We start from the raw sequence: 25004 nt of genomic DNA, 5'->3' as shown, positions 1-25004 counted from the left end.
CTGCATCGGTCCCTAGCATCCGATCGGCGGTGAGGATCGCTTTCAGGGTTCCGACGAAGCGAGACTTCGAAAGGGGCCGTATTGCAACGGAGTGTTGAGCAAAGCCCGCCGATTTCCGGGGCTGCTACTCGACAGGTTTCAGCGTGATCGCTCGCAGATCCAGCAGCCACTTATTCAGATCTTCCGTCGCTTGCAGACTGGCAGTCAACGTCGACGCTGGCAATTGGATTGCACCAATTTTCACCTGCTTGTAATCGTCCCACGATCCGGTGCTGGCGACGGTGCCGGTCAGCGTTTCGTTGCCACATCGGAACTGGAACCGATTCCCTGCCGTGCCGTCGGCGCAGGCGTAGTCCAGCCAGACTTCATAGCTGCCCGCCGCAGCGACCTCCAACGTCCACTCGGCACGATCCCGCGGGCTGCCCCAGTGGCCGATGTTTTTGTATTTCGATTCGAAGACGCAGCGATCGCCATAGATCCGGCTCGCGGTCGCCGTCAGCGAAAGGTTTCCATCGGCAGCCGGCAGAACCGTCGCGGGATGGTTACCGTCAAACGGCTTGGCCGGCGGACCGACATCGTCCAGGAAGGCGAGCAGATCGTTCATCTGATTGACGGGGATCAGCTTTTCAAAACCTTCGGGCATCAGCGACGTGCCGGTATTTTGAATCTGTTCGATATCCTCGCGGAGGATCGTCTTCCGCTTCCCCTCCTGCATTTGCAATTCGATCGCCGTGCTCGATTCATTGGCGATAATCCCAGCGGTCGCGACGCCATCGATTGTCAGCACGCTGTAGCCGCGGTACTTGTCTTCGACCGCCGCGTTGGGATCGAGGATCGCTGTCAGCATCGCAACGGGAGATCGATCCTTGAGGCTTGTCAGATCGGGGCCGATCGGATGGCCAATCTCTCGTACGCGGTGACACGCGGCACAATGCTTCGTGAAGATCGCCGCGCCACGCGACGCATCGCCATGCTGCGGGCCTGCCCCTTCGTATTGTTTCATCAGCATCTGTTTGTCGGCTGCCGAGCTCGATTCGCCAAACAATTTGCCAGCCGCCGCTTTGACTTTTGCGCTGGCGTGCGACACCAGCTGCCGACGCTGGCTGGCACCAAGCGTTTGCGGCGGCAGACGCTTCGCTTGTAGCGAGTCGATAAGGATCAACGCCGATGCTTCGCGCGAGAGGACTGTCTCCAGGATCGCCGTCCGCACGCTGGGACTTAGCGATTCCAGAAGCTCCAAAATCACTGCGGGTTGCTTGGCGGCAAGCACTCGCGACGCTGCGACTTGGACTTCGATCGGCTCTGCCGCATCGACGAGCCCAAGCAGGTTGTTGGTGCTGTTTCCGAGCGACGCGATCATTTCGATAGCGGCTACGCGGCGGGGAACGTCGGCGCCGGTATCGGTTGCCCAATTCGTGGCATCGCGGACGATCCGATCGATCTGTGATTGAATGCCTTCGTTGAGCGAGACGTTTTGTTGCCGGATCGACGCCAGCGTGCCGCTGAGCGAATCGAGCTGGTCCGCTGTTGGTTTGCCATCGATCGCTGCAATCATCTCGCCCACGCGCTGCGACAAAAACTTGGCATCTTTGCTTCGCACCGCCATCTGCAAAATCGGCGACTCGAACGCTTTCGCTGCCGCCGGATATTGCTCGATCGCCGCGTGGAAATCGGCCAGGTTTTGAGGGCTCAGCGAGCTGATCACCGCCGCGCGGATGTTGCCATCGCTCACCGAATCGCTGGCGATTTTAGCTAACAACTGCGTCGCTCGCGGCGATTCCGAGAAGCCCAACGAATTGGCTAGTTGCAAGCGAACATGGGGATCGGTCGCGTCGCAGGCGATGAGCGCCGAGAGCAGTTCGTCGCTGGCGGTATCGCCATTGGCCAGGAAGGATTCGGACAATCGAATCGCATGGCGGCGGACGGTTGGATGGGGATCGGCGATTGCGGTTTGCAAGGTTGCAACGTCTAAGGCAGCAAGGCCGTCGAGTGTGCAGATCGCATGCAGCCGAGCCAGCGGAGCTTCAGACGTTTTGGCGGTCGCTTGCAACATCGGAACGACGCTGGCATCGGCGCGATCGATCAGGATCGCTTGCGCGAGATCGCGGGTGCGGCCGTTGGGCGAGGCGAGTTGGTCGACGAGCTTGTCGTTGCTCATCGATCCCAATTTGGTAATCGGTCGTGGTTTCTTGTCGCTTGGATAGATCCGATAGATCCTGCCGCGATCGTGGCCAGCGCGGAGGAAGAGTTCCTTTTCGCGTTGGTCGTCGATCCATTCGGGATGTTCGATGACAAGGCGATACATGTCGGCAACCCAGAGCGCACCGTCGGGGCCGGTGGTGACTGTCGACGGCCGGAACCAACTGTCGCTGGAAGCCATGAACTCGATCCCCGCTTCGTCCGCCGGTCGAACGCTCTCAAACGTCACGCCTTGAGGGACCAACTGGCGCCGGTGGACTGCATTGTGAACCGGTTCGCAAGTGAATGTATTTTGTTGGAACTCCGGTCCCAACAGGTCGTCGCGATAGACCATCGTGCTGCAGGCTGACGTGAACTGATGCCCGCTGCCGGCGACCGGCGGCTTGTACCCCGACCAATGACTCAGCACGCGCGAGATCGGAAACAATTGAGTGTTATCGAGCCGAGCGATGTTCCGCCCCGAGGCGGGAGGAGCGACCAACGGATTGCGTCGCAGATAATGATCAGCAAACACGTAATGCCGAACGGGGACCGAATTGTTGCATCCGAACCAATTGCCGTGATCATCGCGGTGGCGGCCAAATTGCGTCTGCCCAGCTTGCACGTCCAGCGAACCATCCTCGGGGCGGATCCGCAGATCCTGGCCGCGGATATCGATCGTCTTGCCGGTCTGTTTCGATTCGACCGTGCCGCCGCTGTCCCCATTGGCCAGATACAGCCAGTTGTCCAAACCGCGTTCGAATCCGTTGACCAAATGCTGCTGGTTGCCTTGAGTGAAGCCGTGGTAGAGTTCGGTGCGAACGTCCGCGGTGCCATCGCCATCGCTGTCGCCGGCGTAGAAAATCGTCGGCGCGGCGCTGACGATCACGCCGTCGCGGTAGGCGATCACGCCGGTCGGATACGGGATGTTGTCCAAGAACAACGTCGATTTATCGTAAGTCCCGTCGCCATCGGTATCCTCGAGGTAACGGACGCGGCCTCCCGGCTTCCCCTTGTCGTCCAACCCCAGCGGATAATCGGCCATCTCCGCGACCCACAGCTTGCCGTCGGGGCCCCAGTCCAAGGCAACGGGATCCATCACTAAAGGTTCGGCGGCAACCAATTCCACCGTAAAGCCGGGGCGAACTTGAATCGAGCGCCATGACAAATCGGGACTCCGCGGTCCCGGATCGGCGTTGCCGATCAATTCGGCAAAGGTGCGGCGGTCGACGCCATCGGGCAAGCGGTGCGTATCTTCGTTCTGCAGCCACATGTGATCGGCGGCAAACCAAGCTCCGTTGTTCGTGCCGGCTCGGACGATCAAAGGTATCTCGGTCGTTGGTTGCACGTCGCGTGTGAAGTTGCCAGTCGCGCTGTCGTACAACTGAATCGCCGACTGGCGGGTGTTGGAGACAATCATGTCGTCGTAGCCATCTTTGTCGAGGTCGACAAATCGCAAGCCGTTGTCGCTGCCCGTTTCATCGACGATGGCAAACGGCAGCGGCTCCGGATCCGATTTCCAGTTGCCGTCGCTGTCCAACGAGTAGACCTGCCGCGTCTGTGCATTGGCGACCAAGACTTCGGAGATCCCATCGCGATCGAGATCGCGCATCCGCACGCCTTGATCGACACCGTCGACGCTAGTCTTCACGGCGGCAAGCGGCTCGGGCAACGGACTTCGCTCGATTCCATCGTCACTGACACGATAGATCGATTGGTCCTTCGCATTGTTCACCAGCAGCGAAACGCTAGCGTCGCGCGACAGCTGGCCAAACCGAACGCCCAGGTCGACGCGCTGGTTTGCGTCGCCAGCGGCTGTGAACTGGACGGGGCTTTCCTGCTCGCGCCACTGCCGAGTTTTCGGCTGCCAAATCCGGGCCAGCTTGCGATCTTCGTTGCCGATCATCACATCGACGAAACCGTCGCGGTTGAGGTCGACGATCCGGACTCCATTGTCGCCACCACCGTCGGGGCGGCGAATCGGTTGGTCGGCCAGCAGGTTCTTATTGATCCGGTCGATGCATTCCTTGAAGGTCAGGAATTTGACTCGCTTACCATACTTCGTGTTCACCCGGTCGACGACTTCGGCGATCTGTTCGCTGCGAATCCATTCGTACGGATGAAAGACGATGTTGGCGATTCCCTGCTTGATCACCGTCGCATCGATCGCGGCGACTATGTCGTCGACGGTTCGCGGATTCTTCGGTTGTTGAATGTTCTGCGCCTGCCAGTCGTCGGGGATCGTGCAGGGGAATTCCCAACACAGCTTCCCGATCACATACGGGTAGGGGTAGTTCTCGATCTTGTTGACAAACGAAGGGAAGGGGATGTAGCGCTCAAAGCGTTCCTCACCCTTGTCGGTCAGCGTAAGCGAGCGTGGCAGTTGCGGATCGCGCGACGTGAAGACGCAGACGACCGACGTGCTCGCCTGCAGGAAATTGCCACCAGGCGTCGTCTTGTTAATGATTTCGGCAAACCCGCGCGGGCTGGGTGTGTTTTGGGAATCCATGCAGGGAAAGCGGAACGCGACGGGACGGCTGTTCGGAATCGATGACATCAGGTCGACACAGCGGTCGTAGGTCGATTTGGCTTTGGCAAAGTCGCCCGCTTGCAGGCACGGACAGGGATGGTCGATGGTGTGCGTTTCGATCGACAGTCCTTCCTCCAGCCAAGCTTGCAGCTGAGGATCGGCGGGGTCGACCTGGCAGGACATGATGCTGACCGGCGCGCGGCCGTCGATCTGTTTCAACCGGTTTAGGATCGGCCGCAGATAGGTCTCGTATTTCGCGGTGTCGCGCATGTCGTCGATCCCCAGCGTCACCACCGCTTCGACGCCCGGTTCGCCAACCCATTGCGGCGTCGTCAGCTTGGCAAAGTCGGCGTGGGGATAATAGGAATCGGAATAGGCGTCGAGATAGGCAACGGGATTGCCTTGTGTTGCATCGCCTTGATTCGTCGTCGATTGGGCGAGCAGCGTTCCGCACCAGAACGCCGCGAGCCAGCCAAAATAGATCCGCAGCATGGGTGTTGTCCTTAAGTGGTTCGCGTGAGCAATTGATTGGCAAAGTCGGCCAACTGACTGGCCGCGGCGGTTTTAAACGGCGGCAGGTCGAGGATTCGCGGGACCGTTACAGCGGCGTATTCGCCCGCCTCGTAGGCTCGCGGGTCGACGAGATACCCGATCAGATCATCGGTGTAGCCGACAACGATCGTGTTTTTCAGCGGTGAATCGCGTTGGATCTGCAGCCCGTAATAACTGTACAGTTCGCTGGAATGGAACAGGATGCCGAGGTCTCCCAGCCGCAGTGCCGTCGTGGGCGTGGCATGCGTTGTCCGCTGCAAATCCCAATCCTTCGCCGATTCGTACCAGGCTTTGGCAAAGCCCGCATCGACCCACTGGCCCGACGCACATTGTTCGGGATGCTCGCGATAGAGTTCCAGTTGCTGCTGCAACAGATCGATGTTCAGTGGCAATGCAAACGGTTCGCTAACCAGTCGCAGTTCATTGGCGTCGACCCGTTCGCTGGCATCCAACGCGCGGTCGATCCCCTGCACGATCGCCGCGGCGGTCGGTTCGGCTTCGCCAATCCAGATCTTTCCGTTCCCGGGGTTCACGTCGCCGGCGTGTCCTTGCAGGAAGCCGGGGACGACGCCATGTTTGGCTTGCACTTGATCGGCGACTAACCCGAGCCAATCGGGGCCGGCCTCGCCATCGCGATAACAGACCGGATGGCAGGCAAAGTGATACCACAACACGTCGGGCTTGTTGGCTCGTTCGAAACGCAACACATGCAGGATCGTATCGAGCCAGCGATCCGCGTCGGTTGCATCGGTAGTGAATTCCTGGTCGGTCTTCCAGGTTGGGCTTGTGCGATTGAAGTTGCCTCCGTCGACCGAACTCTTGCCGACGTACAGTTCCGCCGCCGAGAGATCGCGATGCGCCTGGACGACGGCATCGACGACGTGCCCCAGCGTCTCTTGCAGATACTCTTCGGGGATCGCTCCCCATTGCCGCAGGTAAGAAAACGCGGGCATCGAATGGGTGTGCGTCGCGCAGACACGGACGTTGGCGGCCGGGATGCCCGTCTGCTTGGCGACCTGTCGTTGAACTTGTTGTGTGAAGCCAGGCGAGACGCTCAGGATATCTAACGACACGATTGCGACGGATTGATCGGCCACTTGCAGCACCAGCGCTCGAGCTGCTGTCTTTTGGCGAATCCCCGTGATTCGACGCTCTTGCCCAACCGGCTTGTGGAACCCGGCTAGCTCGATCCCCAGCGGCGGCGTGGTGTCGACGACGGCGTGGCCGATCGAAAGCGAACCGCTTTTCGATGTCGCTTCCGCAGCGATCCCGTGGCAGGGCCAAGCGGCGGCGGTTGTTGCGGCACCGAGACTCGCCAAAAACCGGCGGCGATCGTGGGGCGGCAGCAAAGGGGGTTGGGATTTTGGCATGGCTTGTTTTTCCTGGAGGGCTAAGGAGGGAAAGCAAAGCTGCGATCGCGGGGAGTGTTGTCGTGCGATTGGCGGGCAGGGGGAGGTGGGCCTATTGTAGTCGATCGGAGAGCGATCGTTGCCATTCGCCAAATCGGCGGATCCGCCGACTGCTGATCCGCCGAAACGCGGTAGATGTTCGTTTCGGTTGGCGGCTACACTACGTGCCGCAGCGCTCGACCGACGCTCCGCGCACGTTACCTTCGACCAAGGATGAACCGATGTTTTTTCATATACCGCTGCTTTCGATCGCCGTTCTCGACGGGACCGGTTCTCGGTTCGCAATCACCACGACTTCGCTGCTGTTGGCCCAAAACGATTCGACCGGCGGAGTGGGGATCGGTCCGCTGGCGATGATCTACGCCGTGGTGATGTTGATTCTGTCGCTGCTGAGTTTCGCAAGCTACGGCTGGGACAAGCGGCAGGCGCGGGTGGATCGCCAGCGGATCAGCGAGCGAAGATTGCACACGATCGATCTGCTGGGCGGCTGGCCGGGTGGCTGGATCGGCCGGCGGACGTTCCGCCACAAGACGAGCAAGCGATCGTTTGTGATCGTGTTTTGGATGACGGTGGTGCTGAACCTGTGCCTGGTCGGCGCGTTTTTCTACGGCCTGTCTCAACTGATGTGAGCTGCGCGGGCCGCGACGAGATGGCCATCGACGTTTGTGGGGCAAACACATGCCGTCGCTTCGCGACTGACGCAGCATGTTGGGGCTGGGATTCCTGGGACTTGCGTCCTGTCAGTTATACGTAAGGCATGATGAGTTGTCGCGACCGAACGCTTGCCCGGCCAGTGAGAAGTCTTTCGTTCGTCGCAGACCGTTCCACATCGCAATCATCCATGTTAGGGCCGCAGGCTCGACCATTTGCATAGCCCAGGCCATCGGCCTGGGTTCTAGGGGCGTTGATTGACATGGTTGGGCTGAAGGCCCGGTCGATTGTCACCACCACTCCCCGGGGCGTTGCCCCTTCGCCTGTTGTGAAATGAAACCGGGCGCCGTCGGCTGATACCCAGCCCTGCAGGCTGGGCTATGCAAATTGCTGGACCTTCGGCCCGCGCCAGGCGTGCCAGGAATGTGCGTGTCCCCTTTTGCCCCTTGCTTTCGCCGTTATCTGCGACTTACGTATAACTGACAGGACTTGCGTCCCAGGCTCTTGGATGCCGTCGCTTTGCGACTGAATCTGAATCGCGACTGGGACGCGGGCCGGTTGCGGCGATCGCTGTCGAGGTCGACTTGTTAATACGACGTGCCGGAACCTTGGGGCTTGCTCGCAGGCTCGTCGGCTGTCTCGGTCGCGGGAGCGGTTGTGGGTTCTTCCGTGGGAGTGCTGGGAGCACATCCGATCATTGGGATGCAGAGCGCGGCGGTCAGAAGAGCGAATCGAATTGCGGAGAACATCGTTGGTTTGGCCTCGGACGAATATTGTTGGCGTGACGGGGAAACGAATCGACAATTTTGTCCCGCCCCGAGGCGGATGTCTGTGAGCCAACGCACAACATCCGCACAAGCTGACTGGCACAGATCTAGGCAGGCTTTTCGGTACCGATCTTGACGACCGCTCCTTGGCAGCTGGAACCGTTGCCGGCGGTGCAGCCGAAGCAATGCCGGCCGGTCTGGATGCCGCGACTGGCCAGCGATTCAAAATCGAAATCGGAGATATGCCGCGGTTGCTCCGGCGACAGGCCGATGTTGAGCATCTGATTGAAGTCGCAATCGAACAGATGGCCCTCCCAGTCGACCGAGACCATCGTGCGGCACATCACTCCTTCGACAGTCGCCGGATTAAACGATTCGATCAACTTTTGCATGTAGTTGTCGAATTGGTCCGACCGCAACAGATCGTCCAGAAAGCGGCTGATCGGCAGGTTGGTGATCGTGTGCAGATTCGTGAAGACGATGTCGTATCGCGACTTCAATTCGCTGCGGTAGGTCGCTTCGAGAGCGGCTTGCGATGGCGGAAGCGATGGGCCGACGGGGTTGTAGACAAGGTTCAACGTCCGCGGCGAATCGGGTTGGCCATAGCCGAGGGCGTTGAGTCGGCGGAGCCCATCGATCGATCGCTTGAAGACGCCATCGCCCCGCTGGCTGTCGCAGTTCTCTTCCAGATAACAGGGAAGCGACGCGACGACTTCCACCTCGTGCTGGGCCAGGAATTCGGGGAGGTCACGATAGCCGTTGGCCATCAGGATCGTCAGGTTGCAGCGATCGATCACGCGGCGGCCCAGCAACGTCGCCTGTTCGACGAGCCAACGAAAGTTCGGGTTCATCTCCGGCGCACCGCCGGTGATGTCGAGCGTCGGAATATCGTGGCGAGCCAAGACGTCGATGATCGCCTCGGCGGTCGCTCGCGACATACTCTCGCGGCGGTCGGGGCCAGCATCGACGTGGCAATGGGTGCAGGTTTGGTTGCACAGTTTGCCGACGTTGATCTGCAGCACCTCGATCCCGGTGGCGGTCAGCCGCGGCAATCCGTTATCCGACAGCGCTTCGGTGAAGTAGGGGAGCGGTGGAGTGAATTCGTCTTCGAGCACCTCGCGTTGCCGAGCGGTGTTGGCGAGTTCACTCTGTTGTCGCAGAAGAGATAATTGCATCGTGTGGATTCTTTGGCGGATCGGACGGTTGATGAACGGAGACTTCGTTTAACCGCGTGGGCATCGCCCCGCGTTTCTGCTGCGTTGTCAGCCTCGATAGGCTCGCGGTTTAAACGAAAACTTCAATGCGACGGGGCACTAGCAGCAGGGCTCTTCGTCGCTGCAACTACTGGCGTTCCCTTGGCTGGTCGCATCGTAATCGAGCCCTTTCGATTCGCGAGGATCGCGGCAAACGTTGCGTCGACAGTCGAACGATTTAGCGTCTTCCAAGGCGATCGATTCCCGCGGCTCGATCGCGTCGAACATCTTGGCGTACGGAGCCCTCTGGAGCAGGTTGAACGTCTTGTCGCAGACCGCCATCCGCTGGCCGCGGTGGTAGGTGTGGCCGTCGTCATCGACGACCTTTTTGAATGGTCCACGATAAACGACAGCTTGGTTGCGTTCCAGGCATGGGCCCTGCTTGCCCTTGTGAGCGACGACGGTGACCGATCGGAATTCGATCCCCTCGACAGTCCGCCACGGTTCGCTCTGTCGCTTGACGATTTCGATGCCGTGGAAACCGGCTTCCTCAAACGCCTGCAAGAACTTGTCCTCGCGAAACGCTCCGGTGATACATCCCGACCAGAGTTCGGGATCCTGCTGCAAGCGATCGGGGACATCTTCATCGCTGACGATATCGCTGATCGCCGCCCGTCCGCCGCGACGCAAGACGCGGAAGATCTCCGAAAACAGCGGCCGACGATCCTGTTGGCGGACCAGATTCAGCACGCAGTTCGACAGAACACAATCGACCGAATCGTCGGCGACCAGCGGATGCTGGCGGCGCAATCGCTCTTCGGTCTGACGCAGCGCAAGGTAGCCCGCCGGATCGTGGACCGGGCTATCGGCCAGTTCGCTAGCCAGCAGGTCGAGGTCGAGTCCCAGATCTTGGATCAATCCGTAACGGAAATCGACGTTGGCGTATCCGATCGTCTCGGCGACTGTCGATCGGTGTTTGCGAGCCAAGTCGAGCATCTCGCGATTGCAATCGACGCCTATCACTTGTCCCTCGCGACCGACGACCTGCGACGCGATGTAGCAGAGCTTGCCGCCGCCGCTACCTAGATCGAGCACCGTCTCGCCGGGACGAACGTAGGGAGTTGGGTCGCCACAGCCGTAGTCGCGCTCGATGATCTCGTCGGGGATCGCCGCCAGCAGGTCGGTGTTGTATTCGACGGGGCAGCAGAGTGCGGGTTCGACGGCATGCGCTGCGGCGGCATAACGATCGTAAACAGAGGATTCAGAAGAAGGGGCCTCGGCGGTCGTCGTGGTCTTCATTCGCGGTTTCCTTCCAGGTGACAAGGATTGGCTGGCAGCACGCAGGTCGATGCGTATGGTTTCGTCAAGGTAGACGGTCTCGGTTGCCAGTCCTTACGAATTCTATTCGTTTTTTTCTCGGGAATGGCATTCGGCAGCTGTAAAAGTGGACGGGGGAACACGATCGTTGGGCCAAGCGGTTGAAGCTCGGCAAGAACGGACATTTGGCGGACCTGTGAGCGAATTCACAGATCCCGATGCAAGACGGTACTAAATTGCAGCATCTGCATCGCGATCTCGATGCGTCGCCCCAATACGATGTCCCAGGTGACCGCTATCAATCAAGCCGAATCCGCAGCCGTGAGCGCTGCGGCGAATACCGTCTCGTCGCACCTGCAATCCGTTGTCGTCGTGATCCCCGCGTTGAACGAAGAGCGATCGCTGCCGTTGGTGCTGGCCGATCTGCCCGATGTCGGCCAAGTGGTCGTGATCGATAACGGATCGACCGACCGGACCGCCGACGTCGCCAGAGCGGGCGGAGCGGTTGTTGTCAGCGAGTCGCAGCGAGGTTATGGAGCGGCTTGCTTGCGTGGCCTGGCGACGATTGCCCAGTATATAGATGAAGGGCATGCGGCTCCCGAGATCGTCGTCTTTCTGGATGCCGACTACAGCGATCACCCCGATCTTTTGCCGCGGTTGGTGGCGCCGATCTTCATGGGGCAAGCCGATTTTGTACTCGGGTCGCGGCTGCTGGGGGAACGCGAAAAGGGAGCGATGCCGCCGCAAAGCGTCTACGGCAATCGACTCGCTTGCTTCTTGATGCGGCTGCTGTTTGGTGCCCGCTACACCGATCTGGGACCGTTCCGCGCGATCGACTACGGCAAGCTGTGCGATTTAAAGATGGCCGACGAAAACTTCGGCTGGACGATCGAGATGCAGATCAAAGCGATTTTTGCCCATCTGCGTTATCTGGAGATTCCAGTTCCCTACCGCAACCGCGTCGGGACCAGCAAGATCAGCGGAACGGTCAGCGGAACGATCAAAGCCGGCTCAAAGATCCTCTACACGGTCGCTCGCTATGGTTTGCGACGGGGATCGATGTGATGGATGGTTCCGACCGACCGCACGATCGAACAGCTTTTGCAACGCGATCGCTGGCCGTTTTGGCGATCGTTTCAATCGGGCTGTATGCGGCGATCGCCTGGCTCAGCTGGCAGTTCGATTACCACGCGGCAGGCGTCGACCGACCGATCCTTACTGTCTTAGGACTGTTCGCCGCCGCGTTTGCTCTCTATCTGATCGCGATCCGAATCGCGGCTGCCGGATCGGGCAACCTGAAGTTAGTTGTTGTGGCGGCGATTGGGTTTCGGATCGTGATGCTCTTCTCGCTGCCGATTCAAGAGGTCGATATCTATCGGTACCTGTGGGACGGGGCGGTCTCGGTGGCGGGAGTGAGCCCCTATCAATACAGTCCACAACAGGTTCAGGATGCTGCGTTTTCAACGACCGACGATCCCGAATTGCAGCGATTGATAGCGGTATTGGATCGAGAGCCTCCGTTGGCGGAGATCTTGGCTCGCGTTCACTTTCCCGAATTGCCAACGATCTATCCGCCGACCAGCCAAGTTGTCTTTGCGGCCAGCGAAATCACGACGCCCGCCGGTGCGTCGCTGCTGGCCCGCCTCTTCATCATGAAGGCATGGCTGATCGGATTCGACATCGCGACGCTGCTGGTGGTGATCGGATTGCTGCGGGCGTGCGGGCGATCCGCCGATCTATGCGTGATCTACGCTTGGTGTCCGCTGTTGATGAAAGAGGTTGCCGGGAGTGGCCACTTGGATGCGATCGCCGTCTTCTTCACAGCGCTCGCGATCTACCTGGCCGTGCGACTGCTGAAACGAGACGTCGCGACGGTGAAGCCCAGCGATCTTGGTTTGGCAGGCGTCGCGATCACGCTCGCTCTGGCCATCGGAGCCAAGTTGTACCCTGTCGTGCTGGCACCGCTGATGGTGTTGGTTGTCGCTCGCCGATTCGGCTGGCGACATTTGTTGATGCCTGGGGCGGTCTTGGCTCTTGGGACGCTGCTGCTGTTGTGGCCGATGATGCCACGCGATGCGGAAGTTGCTGAACCGGTCTTGGCACCCGTCGCGGAGAACTCCGATGGTTTGTTGCCTGAATCGATCGAGGTGATCTCGATCGCATCTCCCAGCCTGCCGGCGACCGATCCCAGTCTGGGCGTGACGACGTTTTTGAAACGCTGGGAAATGAACGACTTCCTCTTCTTGATCCTGATCGAAAACCTGAAGCCGACCAGCGAGCTACCGACCGATCGCGTCGCCTGGTTTTCGATCGTTCCCAACGCGGTCCGCGAGAGCGTCCGCGAAACGGCTCAGCAATCGATGGGCATCGAAGCGGCAGAGGCTCCGTTTTTTGTCGCGCGAGCGATCACAGCGGCCGCGTTTTTGCTGGTCGCAATCGGGCTGGCGTGGCGCGCTTCCTCCGCTGCCGACGGGGCATTGTTTTGCGAAGCCGTCTTCCTGACGCTGGCCTGGTTCTGGCTGCTGTGCCCCACGCAGAATCCGTGGTACTGGAGCTGGGCGTTGCCCTTCCTGCCGTTTGCCCGCGGGAGAGCTTGGTTGGCGACCAGCGGGCTGGTGCTGGTCTACTACCTGCGATTCTGGCTGGACTATCACCACGCCGACACCACCGTTCTCGGCACCCGATACGCCGGAGTCGCATTCTACGACTTTGTCATCACCTGGCTCGAGTTCGCGCCCTGGATGGCCTTCCTAGCAATCGACGCCTGGCGACGTCCGAAGCGGCCAGCATCTCCATCGCTGAACGTAGGTTAAAGGGAGAGCTGAAGAATGACGCTACGACGCAGTTGCCGCTGCGCAGGTTAGACGTTCGCCGGATCGCTTGCTTGAGCTGCGGCGGCTAGGGCTGCGCCGGGCTCGAGCGAGCCGCCCGACGGTCACAGGATCGTTTCCAGGGCGGCCAGGATCAGGGTTACGTTCCGCGCCGTGCAACTGTTTCCCATCAAACCGATTCGCCACGAGGATCGAGTTTGCTGAGTCGATCGCACATGGTAAAGGAGGTCCTGTTGTCGCGGGGGGCAATGCTGAGCGGTGGCCCGGGCGGCGTTTCCGCGTTTCCCGGGCGACGCCGTATCGCAACAAAGGTTCGCCTGCCGGGCGGCTCCGCGCCGAATTGGCATTCGATTCGCACCGACCCCCACCGAATGGTTACACTAGAAACAGTGATTGCCTACGGATTTTGGCGGGTTCGCGGTTATCGGAAACGCGAGGCCCGTCTGCTCTTCGGCTAACTCCTCGTGCACGAATATGCGAATCGTTCATAAGCTGCTGCTTGCGTCACTGATCCCAGCCCTGCTGATTTGGATCGTCGGCAGCTACGCAACCAATGTCAGCGAGCGGAGCCTGCGGCAGGCGATCGAAACAACATCGCTGATGCGGGCCAGCGCGGTGATCGATGAGATCGATCGCGTCGTTCAATCGCGGTCGGCCGATTGGAAAGCCTATTCGCAAAGCGGCTTGGTTCAGCAGACGTTGCAAGCTTCCAATCGCGAATTTTCCGAGCTCGACGTGCCGGAGCAAACGATCGCCCGGCGCGATCGCCAATGGACCGACGCTCCCGAGAGTATCGAAACCGAGCTGATGCAGACGCTGATGCTCAACGCCCTGTCGCGCGATCTCCGCCTGCGACTGGAGAAGCTGAATGAAGGAAGTGGTTATCCGATCTTCGGCGAGGTCTTCATCACCAATCGCTGGGGCGTCAACGCCGCGCTAACCAGTCGCACGTCCGACTATCGCCAGGACGATGAAGCCTGGTGGAAACATGCGGTTCGCGAAGGCGTCTTTATCGACGACGTGCGGTTTGACGACAGCGCGGGGATCTATTCGGTCGACATCTGCCAGCGGATCGACGATGAACAGGGCGAATTGTTGGGCGTGATCAAGATCGTCATGAACATCCAAACCGTCTTGGATGTCTTCGACGCACGCGTTCAGCGGCATAGTCCCGACGAGCGATTGGTGTTGTTCACCGCCAACGGGAAGATCATTCGCGCCAGCGATATGGATCTGGAGCCGCTGGCCGACGGCACCGCCTTTCTGGAGCATCTGGTTGTCGCGGACGAATCGAACAGCAGCGTCTTCTATCGACGCGACCCGTTCAGCGACGAACGCTACCTTTCTGCTTTTGCGATCTCCCGCGGCTTCGCCGATTACGCCGGGCTCGGCTGGATAGTGTTGGACGAGCGAGCCGAATCGATAGTCTTCGCCCCCGTCGACACGTTGCGTCAACGGATCGTATGGCTGTCGCTGGTGGCAACGTTCGTTGCGATGTTGATCGGCACACTGACCGCGATTTCGATGTCGCGGCGTTTGCATCAACTGTCCGATGCAGCGGAGGCGATCGGACGTGGCGAGCTGCAGACTACCGTTGCGATCACCGGCAAAGACGAAGTAGCGGGGTTGGCGGCTCAATTTAATGCGATGAGTGGTGAGTTGGCGGAGACGAACCGCGAACTCGTCGTCGCGCGCGATGAAGCTCGCGACGCAAACAAAGCGAAAAGTTCGTTTCTGGCGAACATGAGCCACGAGATCCGCACGCCGATGAATGGGATCATGGGGATGAGCGATCTGATGGCCGGATCGAAGCTCAACGGCGAACAGCGGGAATACTTGAAGATGATCCAACATTCCGCCGATGCCCTGCTGCGTCTGCTGAACGATATCCTCGATTTTTCCAAGATCGAAGCCGGCCGGTTGGAGCTGGAAGAGATCGAGTTCAGTCTCCGCGATTGCGTCGGGCTGACTGGCCAGGCACTGGCGATCCGAGCGGCTGAAAAAGATCTGGAGCTTGCTTGCCGGGTCGCACCGGAGATCCCCGATACGCTGAGAGGTGATCCCGGACGCTTGCGGCAGATCCTCGTGAATCTCGTTGGCAACGCGATCAAGTTCACAAACGCTGGCGAGGTGATCATCGATGTCGGCTTGGAATCGCGATCCGACGACCGCGTGCGGATCCATGCCCGTGTGATCGATTCGGGGGTCGGAATCCCCAACGACAAACTGGCTCACATCTTCGAAGCGTTCAGCCAAGCCGATGCGTCGACCACGCGGCGATTTGGCGGGACTGGACTTGGACTGACGATCTCGTCGCAATTGGTCGAACTGGCCGGAGGCAAGATCTGGGTCGAAAGCAAAGTGGGTACCGGGACGACGTTCCATTTCACCGCCGAGTTTGAAGTGCTGCCGGATCGCCAACCGGTGGCACGCTTCGATTCGCTGCCCGATCGCCCGCTGCGCGTTCTCGTCGTCGACGACAACGCGACGAACCGCCGCGTCTTTATCGAGATGCTCAAGAGTTGGGGGATCGAATCGGTCGCGTTGGCTTCGCCGCTGGCTGGGCTCGAGGCACTGCAACAGTCGGTTCAGGCAGGGCCGCCGTTCGATTTGTTGCTGCTCGATTACATGATGCCCGAGATGGATGGGTTTGCTTTCATCGAACGCTGCCGCAGCGACAACGCGCTCCGCGACACAAAGATCGTGATGATCTCGTCGGCCGCGCAAGCGGGACACGCCAAGCGATGCGAACAGTTGGATGTGATTCGCTACATGACCAAACCGGTGATCCAGTCCGAACTGCTGCAGACTCTGGTCGACATCTTCGCCGATCAATGCGGGGCCGGTGCGACATCCACATCGCCCGAGACCGATGACGCGACCGACGGTGAAACCAACGGCGCTCCGCTGAAAATCCTGCTGGCCGAAGATGGGCTGGTCAACCAACGCGTGGCGATTGGTTTGTTGAAGCGGCAAGGTCACGAAGTGGTCGTCGCCGCCGATGGCCGCGAAGCGATCCAGGCGTGGGAGCGGGGAGACTTTGATTTGATCCTGATGGATGTGCAGATGCCCGAGATCGACGGGCTGCAAGCCGCCGAAATGATTCGCGAGAAAGAACAAGGCAGCGGCGGGCACATCCCGATCATCGCGATGACCGCCAGCGCGATGAAGGGGGATCGCGAGCGGTGCCTCGCCGCCGGCATGGACGACTACGTCACCAAGCCGATCGTTTCGGCGGAACTGTTTGAAACGATCCGCCGGCAAACGCAGCCTTCCAGCAGTTAAAGCTGCGCGTCGCACGCCCCTTCCCACACCAGATAGGTGACGTGCTAGCAAATTGATAGCAATGCTTGCACCGGCAACTTGAAGGTTTCTTGATGGGAATCTCAATCTTTTTTGCCGACTCGCAAGTCTTGGAAACTTCACGGTTTGAGCGATTTGCTTGCGGCAACTACGAGCGCTGCCGCCACGATTCTCGCCGACAATGACGTTGGACGCGGTCGCGTCTCCGCGTAGACTCCCCGCTCTCCAAAACCGAACCCCGATGGATCGAGGTCTTTGAGCATGGAAGCTCGCTTTCTACGCAGTCTCTTCGTTGTCGCAACTCTCCTAGCCGTGCCCGCTTTCGGCGCCGGCTACCGAACGCAGAACTTCATCGTACAAGCCAGCACACCGCAGTTTGCCCAGCAGGTTGGCGACGCGGCGGAGCAGTTTCGATCCCAATTGGCGATCGATTGGCTGGGCAGCGAATTGCCACCGTGGCCCGCTCCCTGTCCGATCCGCGTGCAAGACGCACCGCATCTGGGCGCTGGCGGAGCGACCGAATACACCCCCACTCGCCGCGGCGTCCGCGATTTCCGGATGTCGATCCAAGGATCGCAAATCCGAATCATGGACAGCGTGTTGCCGCACGAAGTCACCCACACCGTCCTGGCGACACACTTCGGTCAACCGCTGCCACGCTGGGCCGATGAAGGGGCCAGCACAACCGTGGAACACCACAGCGAACGGCAGCGACACGAAGAGATGCTTCGCGAGTTCTTGAGCAACAACCGCGGGATCCCGATGAACCAGATGTTCATGATGCGGGAATACCCCAGCGATATCCTGCCGCTTTACGCTCAAGGATTTTCGGTTTCGCGATTCCTGATCGAACAAGGCGGCCGCCGCAAGTTTGTCGACTTCGTCGGCGAGACGCTGCAGGGCAGCCAATGGACTCATGCAGTCCGCCGCCACTACGGATACGAGAGCCTGTCCGAACTGCAAGACACCTGGCTCGCCTGGGTCGCCAGCGGCAGCGGCCCCGTCGACGCGTATGTGAAGAACCGTGGCCCCGCCGCAGCCGATGTGGCACAAGTTGCCGCCGTCGCTCCGACTGGCAACATGTCGCAGTCGGGCGATGTCACGCAGATCGCCGCCGCCACACCAAGCCCGCAACGCCAAGGGATGCAGGCGACGTTGGCATCAGCTGACGGCAGCGGATGGTACATGCGACGACGCCAAGAAGTTGCCGCCGGCGAAGTGGCGGATCCCGAACCGTCGCAAAGCTTCAACAAGAAATCGATCCGCGATCACGGCCTCGCCCGACCGCAAGCGATGCAGACGATTGCACCTCAAGGCGTCCCATGGGGCCCCGAGCAAGGAACCGTCTGGCGATAACGAACGCACCGTTGGTCGCCTTTCGCTCCGCGAAAGTGCGACGAGTGACAGGCGTTCTCCTTAAACCAGTTCTTGACGCGTACGCACTTTCGCGGAGCGAAAGGCGACAATCCTGCAGACGATCGCACCTCAAGGCGTCCCATGGGGACCCGAGCAAGGAACCGTCTGGCGATAACCGGCGCCCCGTTGGTCGCCTTTCGCTCCGCGAAAGTGCGGCGAGTGATAAGCGTTCTTCTTAAACCAGTTCTTGACGTGCACGCACTTTCGCGGAGCGAAAGGCGACAATCCTGCAGACGATCGCACCTCAAGGCGTCCCATGGGGCCCCGAGCAAGGAACCGTCTGGCGATTACGAACGCACCGCTGGTCGCCTTTCGCTCCGCGAAAGTGCGACGAGTGACAGACGTTCTTCTTAAACCGGTTCTTGACGTGCACGCACTTTCGCGGAGCGAAAGGCGACAATCGGCCTAATCGGCTAGCAAGCGGTTGACGGCGCCGCTCAGGACGCCTTCGACTTGCGGAGCGACTCGCGAGGCGCGCTCGCTGGTCTCGTAGCCTCCTTGGCCATAAGCGATCTCGGTGCCGATATAGCCCGGCGCGTAATCGCCGTAAGCGGCCATCGCGACGAACAGGTCGGGGCGTTGTTTTTGAGCTGCCAGTTGGTATTCGACAAACAATTCACCCGGCATGTGCAGCACTCGCGCCTTGCCGATCCGCAAGCAAGCGATCTCGATCGGCCAATCCCCCGCTTCGCAGCGACGCAGCCAAACCAGGTTCCTAGCGGCCGCTTGCCGTACCGGGCCTGCGGCCGTTGTGTCCTCCAAGATCTTCTGCAACGGTTCGGCTTGCAGGTGTTTGCCGACGGGCAGTTGCACCGATTCCGTCTCCCATCCGATGTCGGCGGCAGCAATCGGCGTTCGCTTGGTCGCTTCCCAAGCCTTCTTCATTCCCGCCGCGACGCGGTCGGCCAGTACCTGTCGGTTTTCCTTCGATCCATCGTTCCATTTCCCCGCTCCGATGTTGCCGCCGGCGCCGTTGAAGTGGGTGTGCGGCACACCGGTCTCCGCCTGGCGAGCGTTCCGAGCCATGCCCGGGAAGTCGGGATTCGCCAGCCCGGTGCGATAGTAGCTTTGCGGGTGCGTGGCGTAGTAGGTCAGCACTGCCACGGCCGATTCACCGTTCCAGAAACTGATCATTTTCAACATCGGATCGATCGTCCCGACCGGGGCATCTCGGATCACGGGGTTGCGCGTAGCGGAATAGCGAACGTATTTGACTTTGCCATCCTCTCCCATCACGCGGCGGTTCGAGGCGACCTTTTCGATCTCTCCCTCTCCCACGCCGACGTGAGTGACCGGAGTCGTATCGGCCGTCGCTTGGGCTACTGCTTCGGCTGCCCGCTCGATCACCTGCCGCGAGAAGTGCGAATCGTACCGAACCTTGGTAACGCCGTGCTGAGCGAGCAATTGAGCCGCTGTGAAATCGCAGGCGGGGGCGTCGTGTTGGTGCAAGGAATGTACCGCCACGCGATTGGGAGTCGTCCCGGCAGCTTTGGCCAGTGCGCGTCTAAATTCGCGATTCCCATCGTTCCCCACGCCGATCCAGTCGATCGCGCACAACACGATCGGTTCCCCCGATCCCAGCAGCACGATGCCGCTGCACGAAAGAGGCGTCTGCACGCCGATGGTCGGATCGTAGGCCAACGGGCTGCCGACCGGCGGCGAAGCATCGACGCTGAACCGGCCGACGCGCAGCGATGGCTCATCGGCCGAAACAGGACCACACAAAAAGAGACTCAGTAACATCAGCCACGCAGGGCTAGGGATCCGTTTCATCGCAGCACACACTCCAGGCAGGGAAGGGGAAGGGAGGAAGGAAAAGGCAGGTTGTTTAACCGCGGTGGCAACGCCCCGCGCGCCATGTTGTGCGACGCGCGGCCCGCTGGGCACGCGGTAAGGGTGGGCGTTGGTCGCCTTTCGCTCCGCGAAAGTGCGTTCCAGCACCTCGCACTTTCGCGGAGCGAAAGGCGACCATCGTTCATGGCCCGTGACATACCAGCACGAAGCGCAAGCGAGTGGTCGAGATCCAGCTCGGTCGCGTTTCGCGCTCGGCTCGTATTTCCAGCGTAATCGAATGCAGAACCACTCGCTTGCGCCTTTTTTAACGCAAGTGAATGCAGGACCACTCGCTTGCGTTTCGCGCTAGTATTTGCAGCGCAAGAAAGTGACCAAGGACCACTCGCTTGCGCTTCGTGCTAGTATTTGCAACGTGCGGCGGTTGGCTTAGGAGCCGATTTGGGCTACCCAGACCAACAGGCCGATGATCGCGGCGCAAACCGCGATCGAGAGCACGAACCCGCCGATGTCTTTGCGGCCGGGACGCATGATCTCGATGTCGCCGCCAGGCACCAACCGACGATCGTCGAACCGTGTCGGGTCGGCGTACGATGCTTCCAGCTTCGCTCGATCCTTCTCCGGATCGGGATCGACCTCGGTTTTCATCTTGGCGTAATAGCGGTCCAACTTCTCTTTGTCATCGCGCGGGGTCAGGTAGCTGACGACGATCAGGAACACAAACGGCATCACGACTCGCGGCGGCAGACGCAGCGAGGCGAGGGTCGCTTTGGAAACGCTGCCAAGGTCGATCCCCAGCAGATGGTAGAGCATGAAATCGATGTTGAAGTTGCCCTTCCCCTGCATCGCTCCGGTCTGTTTTTGCACGAGCGTCTTGACGCCGTCGACTTCGGTTTCGGAGACGGTTTCCAGTTCCGAATCGCCGATCGGCACGACCCCTTCGGTCCAGAAGATCGATGCGCCGCCGGTCTTGTTGACTAGCGTGATCGGTTCGCCGATCACCGCTTTGGGTGGCGCTGCACCGATCGATTTCAGAACCGCGGCCAATCGCTCGGGATCGTCTGCGTGACGCTCTTCGGCTTGAGCGACCGCTGTCTCCCAAGCTTCATGTTTGGCGACGTCAACCGGCGTGGCTTCGCGAACGCGGGTTGTGGTCACGATCTGAGTTGTCGTTGTCAGCGAAGGATCTTCGCGCATCGCAGGGTTCACGATCGGCAGGGCGATCGGCAGGATGAAGAAGACGACAGCGACAAAACTGATCGTCATCCAAACCGCCGTTCGGTTCGCTCTTCGCCAGACCATTCCGATCCAGAACGGAGCGGCAAACAGCAGCGGCAGCTCGATCGCCATCTTGAACTGACCAAAGACGTTCGAGAAGTAGATCGCCACGATCGACGCTCCCACGATGATGATCAAGCCAGTCATCCGAGCGACGCCGACACATTTCGCTTCGGTTGCGTCGGGTTCGATATACGCCGCGTAAACGTTGCGGACGACAAGGCCCGAGGTGACGATCATGTACGCGTCAGCGGAACTCATCATCGCTGCCAACAAGCAGGCCAGCATCAGTCCGACCAGCCCAAGGTTCAGCGGCCCCAGGATCTCGCGAGCCGCGACGCCCCAGACCCGATCCGGATCGGCGGCGATCTCCGCATTGCCTGCCAGCAGCGCCAAGGCGATCAACGCCGTCAACGCCCAACCGGCGGTGCACAAGCGTTTCAGCAAGTTACCGACGACCAGACCGATCCGAGCCTCATCTTCGCTCTTCGCCGAACCACCACCGGTCGCGATGAAGTGCGGCTGGACAACGATCCCGACCAGGGCGAGCAATGTCAACGCGAAGATGTACTGCGGCGGGAACTCACCAGCACTCGGGCCGGCGAACAGACTGAAATTATCGGCGGCAACGCGTTGATGCAGGATCGTAAATCCGTCCATGATCCCCATCGTCGCCGGATCGCCGAACTGTTTCACTAGTGCCAGCAGGCCAAAGGGGATCAACAGGATCGACAACAGGATGATGAAGATGCCTTGAATCAGATCGGTCCAATAGGCGGCGGTCAATCCGCCCAACACGCCGTAGACGATCACGATCGCCGCGATCGTCGGGATCAGAATGTACTTCAGTTCGTATCCCCACAGCGTCTCGACACCCATCAACGGCACCGAAAACTTGGCGATCGCCGAGAGCATCGTCGACAGGTAGAACATATAGAAGACGATCGCGAACAGCGTGTACGCGGCGCCGAGGGCTTTGGAGTTGTAGCGTTCGACAAACCAATCGCCGAGGGTCAGGTGCCGCATCCGGCGATACCAGACGGCGGTGAACCAATAGATCGGCGTCACGAACAACCACATCAGCGCCGACCAAACGCCCGACAGGCCGCTGGTCCAACCGGTCCGGCCGACTTGCACCGGTTCATGAGCTCCGGTTCCGGCACCAAAGGCGGCGAAGGTTTGCAGCAATTTGCCAAACCCGCGGCCCCCCATGAAATAATCTTCTTGCCCTTTGACACGTCGCATGGCCCACAAGCCGATGCCGATCATGGTGCCAAAGTAGACGATCAAAACAATGATATCGATAACAGTCATGCGGCGAACTCGTACAGGCGGGAAGATGTTTGCTGTGAGAAGAGGCGGGACACTTGGGGGACGAGTATAGCGTACCGATCACGCGAGTGCAGGCGTTCACTTCGCGGAGACCAGGGCAAATTTCGGTTTCAATCTAGGGCACCATCCGCCGCGCGATCGCATCGGGTTCTCATAGCCGATCCGGATGCGATCGCGTTGCCGCCGATTCGTCGCAGCAAAAACACTGTGTCTCCTTTTCGCGGGGACTTGCCAGTCGAGCCGACTTGCTGAAGACTTGAGTTAATGGACGGGGTCCGATCCGCCTCACCTCCCCAACGCCGAACTCTGCCCTCTCAAGAAAGCCTGCTGCCATGACCAATCGACTCGCTCAATCCAACAGTCCTTATCTGTTGCAGCATCAAGACAATCCCGTCGATTGGTATCCGTGGGGTGAGGAAGCGCTGCAGCGGGCCAAAGACGAACACAAGCCGATCTTCCTGTCGATCGGATATGCGGCGTGCCATTGGTGCCACGTGATGGAGCACGAGAGCTTTGAACAGCCACGGATCGCCGAACTGTTGAACGATCGCTTCGTCTGCATCAAAGTTGATCGCGAGGAACGGCCCGACATCGATCAGATCTACATGCACGCGGTCCAAGCGATGACCGGCCAAGGTGGCTGGCCGATGAGCATGTTCCTGACTCCCGAGGGGAAACCGTTCTACGGCGGAACCTATTTCCCGCCGACCAGTCGATCGGGCATGCCCGGCTTCGATACGATCGTCAACGCAGTCGCCGACGCTTGGGAAAACAAGCAGTCCGATGTTTTGTGCCAAGCCGATCAGATGACGAATCACTTGCAAGAGTCGCTGCAGCCGCAGCCCGATGGCAAGCCCGAACTGTTTTCCCGCTGGATCGCGGCGGCGTGCAAAGCGAAAGCGGAAACCTTCGACGCTCAAAACGGCGGCTTCGGATCGCGGCCCAAATTCCCGCATCCGATGGATCTGGAACTGATGCTGCGTCACTGGCATGCGACCGGCGAGGATCGCTGGCTGAACATCGTCACCGTCACGCTTTCGAAGATGGCCGATGGCGGGATCTACGATCATCTGGGCGGCGGATTCGCGCGGTACAGCGTCGATGAGCGATGGTTGGTCCCGCACTTTGAAAAGATGCTCTACGACAACGCGCTGCTGGCCGGCATCTATCTACGTGGCTATCAAGCGACCGGCAACCAGCGGTTTGCTCAAGTCGCTCGCGAGTCGCTCGAATACCTGATCCGCGACATGTTGGATCCCTGCGGCGCGATCCACTGCACCGAAGATGCCGACAGCGAGGGAGAGGAAGGCAAATATTATGTCTGGACACCCGACGAGGTCGTGAAGGTTTTGGGCGAAGCCCGAGGCGAGCGGTTCTGCCAAATCTACGACATCACTCAAGAGGGAAATTTCGAAGGCAAAAACATCCTCAACCTGCGGCGTCCGCTGGAATTGATCGCCAGCAGCCAGGGGCTCGATTACGAAACGCTCCGCAGCAAGCTGGCCGAAGATCGCCAGCGGCTGCTGGAGGTTCGCGAGTCGCGCGTCCGACCAGGCCGCGACGATAAGGTGCTTGTCAGCTGGAACGCGCTTGCGATCGACGCGTTGGCGCTGGCCAGCGGCGTGCTGGGAGACGCGCGGATGCTGGAGGTCGCTCAGGGAGCGGCCGAGTTCATCTGGACTCAGATGCGGACCGACCAAGGGCGACTGCTGCACGCCTATCGGCAAGGCACGTCGCATCTCGATGCGTACGTCGATGATTACGCGACGCTGATCACGGCGCTGGTTTCGCTGTTCGAAGCCGATGGCGACAGCAAGTGGCTCGCCCGCGCCAGCGAATTGGCCGACCAGATGCTCGACCATTTCAGCGACACCACCGCCGGCGGCTTCTTCTATACCGCGGACGATCACGAATCGCTGATCCTGCGGACCAAAGACTATCACGACAGCAGCGTTCCCAGCGGCAATGGCGAAGCGGCATATGCGTTGATCCGCTTGGCGCGTCTGACCGGCAACGAACGCTTTGAAGCGGCGGCGAATCTGACGCTGCGATCGGCCGTGACCGTGATGACCGAACAAGCGATGGCGGCCAGCCGATTGCTGATAGCGTTGGATATCTGCCTGAACCCGACGCAGCAGTTTGTGTTAGTCGACCCGTCGGCGGAATCGCTGACGAAGCTGAAATCGGCCTACTTCCAGGCCTATCGCCCGCGAGCCGTCTTGGCCGCGGAAGTCGCCATCGGAAGCGAACCGAGCCGCGACCTGACCATCGAAAATCTGTTCCGTGGCAAAACCGCAGTCGATGGCGGTCCGACGCTCTACCAAGGTGAAAGCTTCACCTGCAAGGAACCGGCCACCGGCACCGCAGCGATTCTCGACGCGTTGGGCTCCAAGAACTAATAAGAGCGAAACGACTTGCCAGTCCCAACCCGCTGCCTACAGTCAATTGTTGGCGGT

At 60.1% G+C, this 25004-nt stretch carries 13 protein-coding genes; 6 read left to right on the top strand and 7 right to left on the bottom strand.

The annotated features are described in order from the left end of the window. Positions 1–124: 124 nt before the first annotated feature. Complete coding sequence (locus tag EC9_RS01395) at positions 125–5200, bottom strand: PVC-type heme-binding CxxCH protein (RefSeq protein WP_145341737.1); 5076 nt, start codon at positions 5198–5200, stop codon at positions 125–127. An 11-nt stretch (positions 5201–5211) separates the two neighbouring features. Further along, positions 5212–6630 (bottom strand): neutral/alkaline non-lysosomal ceramidase N-terminal domain-containing protein, encoded by a 1419-nt coding sequence (locus EC9_RS01390; RefSeq protein ID WP_145341735.1) that lies wholly within the window; start codon positions 6628–6630, stop codon positions 5212–5214. Between the two features lie 260 nt (positions 6631–6890). On the opposite strand from EC9_RS01390, the gene EC9_RS01385 reads away from it, so the two are divergent. Then, the gene (locus EC9_RS01385) at positions 6891–7298 is read left to right on the top strand and encodes a DUF1294 domain-containing protein (RefSeq protein ID WP_218934506.1); all 408 of its coding nucleotides are present in this window, start codon (positions 6891–6893) and stop codon (positions 7296–7298) included. A gap of 609 nt (positions 7299–7907) precedes the next feature. Here EC9_RS01385 and EC9_RS26325 read toward each other — a convergent pair. The 3 genes from EC9_RS26325 to EC9_RS01375 all read right to left on the bottom strand — a co-directional run bounded on the left by EC9_RS26325 (position 7908) and on the right by EC9_RS01375 (position 10579). Further along, the gene (locus EC9_RS26325) at positions 7908–8069 is read right to left on the bottom strand and encodes a hypothetical protein (RefSeq protein WP_218934505.1); all 162 of its coding nucleotides are present in this window, start codon (positions 8067–8069) and stop codon (positions 7908–7910) included. A 125-nt stretch (positions 8070–8194) separates the two neighbouring features. After that, positions 8195–9262 (bottom strand): arsenosugar biosynthesis radical SAM (seleno)protein ArsS, encoded by a 1068-nt coding sequence (gene arsS / locus EC9_RS01380; protein WP_145341733.1) that lies wholly within the window; start codon positions 9260–9262, stop codon positions 8195–8197. Between the two features lie 138 nt (positions 9263–9400). Then, positions 9401–10579, bottom strand: coding sequence for a methyltransferase domain-containing protein (locus EC9_RS01375; RefSeq protein WP_145341731.1), 1179 nt, complete (start codon positions 10577–10579; stop codon positions 9401–9403). Positions 10580–10885: 306 nt separating this feature from the next. Here EC9_RS01375 and EC9_RS01370 point away from each other — a divergent pair, with 306 nt between their 5' ends. The 4 genes from EC9_RS01370 to EC9_RS01355 all read left to right on the top strand — a co-directional run bounded on the left by EC9_RS01370 (position 10886) and on the right by EC9_RS01355 (position 18087). Further along, positions 10886–11662, top strand: a complete 777-nt coding sequence (locus EC9_RS01370; protein WP_246105906.1) for a glycosyltransferase family 2 protein — start codon at positions 10886–10888, stop codon at positions 11660–11662. Beyond that, complete coding sequence (locus EC9_RS01365) at positions 11662–13410, top strand: hypothetical protein (RefSeq protein ID WP_145341729.1); 1749 nt, start codon at positions 11662–11664, stop codon at positions 13408–13410. Before EC9_RS01370 ends, EC9_RS01365 begins: the two co-directional genes overlap by 1 nt. A 492-nt stretch (positions 13411–13902) precedes the next feature. Continuing rightward, positions 13903–16713 carry a hybrid sensor histidine kinase/response regulator gene (locus EC9_RS01360; RefSeq protein ID WP_145341727.1) on the top strand — a complete coding sequence of 937 codons (2811 nt, stop codon included), beginning with the start codon at positions 13903–13905 and terminating at the stop codon, positions 16711–16713. Between the two features lie 279 nt (positions 16714–16992). After that, positions 16993–18087, top strand: a complete 1095-nt coding sequence (locus EC9_RS01355) for a hypothetical protein (RefSeq protein ID WP_145341726.1) — start codon at positions 16993–16995, stop codon at positions 18085–18087. A 465-nt stretch (positions 18088–18552) separates the two neighbouring features. Here EC9_RS01355 and EC9_RS01350 read toward each other — a convergent pair whose 3' ends face one another. Then, positions 18553–19920 carry a hypothetical protein gene (locus tag EC9_RS01350; RefSeq protein ID WP_145341724.1) on the bottom strand — a complete coding sequence of 456 codons (1368 nt, stop codon included), beginning with the start codon at positions 19918–19920 and terminating at the stop codon, positions 18553–18555. A gap of 447 nt (positions 19921–20367) precedes the next feature. Beyond that, positions 20368–22530, bottom strand: coding sequence for a sodium:solute symporter family protein (locus tag EC9_RS01345; protein ID WP_145341722.1), 2163 nt, complete (start codon positions 22528–22530; stop codon positions 20368–20370). A gap of 350 nt (positions 22531–22880) precedes the next feature. On the opposite strand from EC9_RS01345, the gene EC9_RS01340 reads away from it, so the two are divergent. After that, positions 22881–24947, top strand: a complete 2067-nt coding sequence (locus EC9_RS01340; protein ID WP_145341720.1) for a thioredoxin domain-containing protein — start codon at positions 22881–22883, stop codon at positions 24945–24947. Positions 24948–25004: the final 57 nt, after the last annotated feature.

The sequence above is a fragment of the Rosistilla ulvae genome (assembly GCF_007741475.1).
In the GTDB taxonomy this organism is placed as follows: Bacteria; Planctomycetota; Planctomycetia; order Pirellulales; family Pirellulaceae; genus Rosistilla; species Rosistilla ulvae.
The sequence above is the reverse complement of the archived record's forward strand: the minus strand, read 5'-3'. Positions and strand labels throughout refer to the sequence as shown.

Excerpts from the sequence above, each read along its gene's own strand:
- EC9_RS01360 (WP_145341727.1), top strand. The coding sequence starts at position 13,903 with ATGCGAATCGTTCATAAGCTGCTGCTTGCGTCACTGATCCCAGCCCTG.
- EC9_RS26325 (WP_218934505.1), bottom strand. The coding sequence starts at position 8,069 with ATGTTCTCCGCAATTCGATTCGCTCTTCTGACCGCCGCGCTCTGCATC.
- arsS (WP_145341733.1), bottom strand. The coding sequence starts at position 9,262 with ATGCAATTATCTCTTCTGCGACAACAGAGTGAACTCGCCAACACCGCT.
- EC9_RS01355 (WP_145341726.1), top strand. The coding sequence starts at position 16,993 with ATGGAAGCTCGCTTTCTACGCAGTCTCTTCGTTGTCGCAACTCTCCTA.
- EC9_RS01395 (WP_145341737.1), bottom strand. The coding sequence starts at position 5,200 with ATGCTGCGGATCTATTTTGGCTGGCTCGCGGCGTTCTGGTGCGGAACG.
- EC9_RS01365 (WP_145341729.1), top strand. The coding sequence starts at position 11,662 with ATGGATGGTTCCGACCGACCGCACGATCGAACAGCTTTTGCAACGCGA.
- EC9_RS01375 (WP_145341731.1), bottom strand. The coding sequence starts at position 10,579 with ATGAAGACCACGACGACCGCCGAGGCCCCTTCTTCTGAATCCTCTGTT.
- EC9_RS01390 (WP_145341735.1), bottom strand. The coding sequence starts at position 6,630 with ATGCCAAAATCCCAACCCCCTTTGCTGCCGCCCCACGATCGCCGCCGG.
- EC9_RS01350 (WP_145341724.1), bottom strand. The coding sequence starts at position 19,920 with ATGAAACGGATCCCTAGCCCTGCGTGGCTGATGTTACTGAGTCTCTTT.
- EC9_RS01340 (WP_145341720.1), top strand. The coding sequence starts at position 22,881 with ATGACCAATCGACTCGCTCAATCCAACAGTCCTTATCTGTTGCAGCAT.
- EC9_RS01345 (WP_145341722.1), bottom strand. The coding sequence starts at position 22,530 with ATGACTGTTATCGATATCATTGTTTTGATCGTCTACTTTGGCACCATG.
- EC9_RS01385 (WP_218934506.1), top strand. The coding sequence starts at position 6,891 with ATGTTTTTTCATATACCGCTGCTTTCGATCGCCGTTCTCGACGGGACC.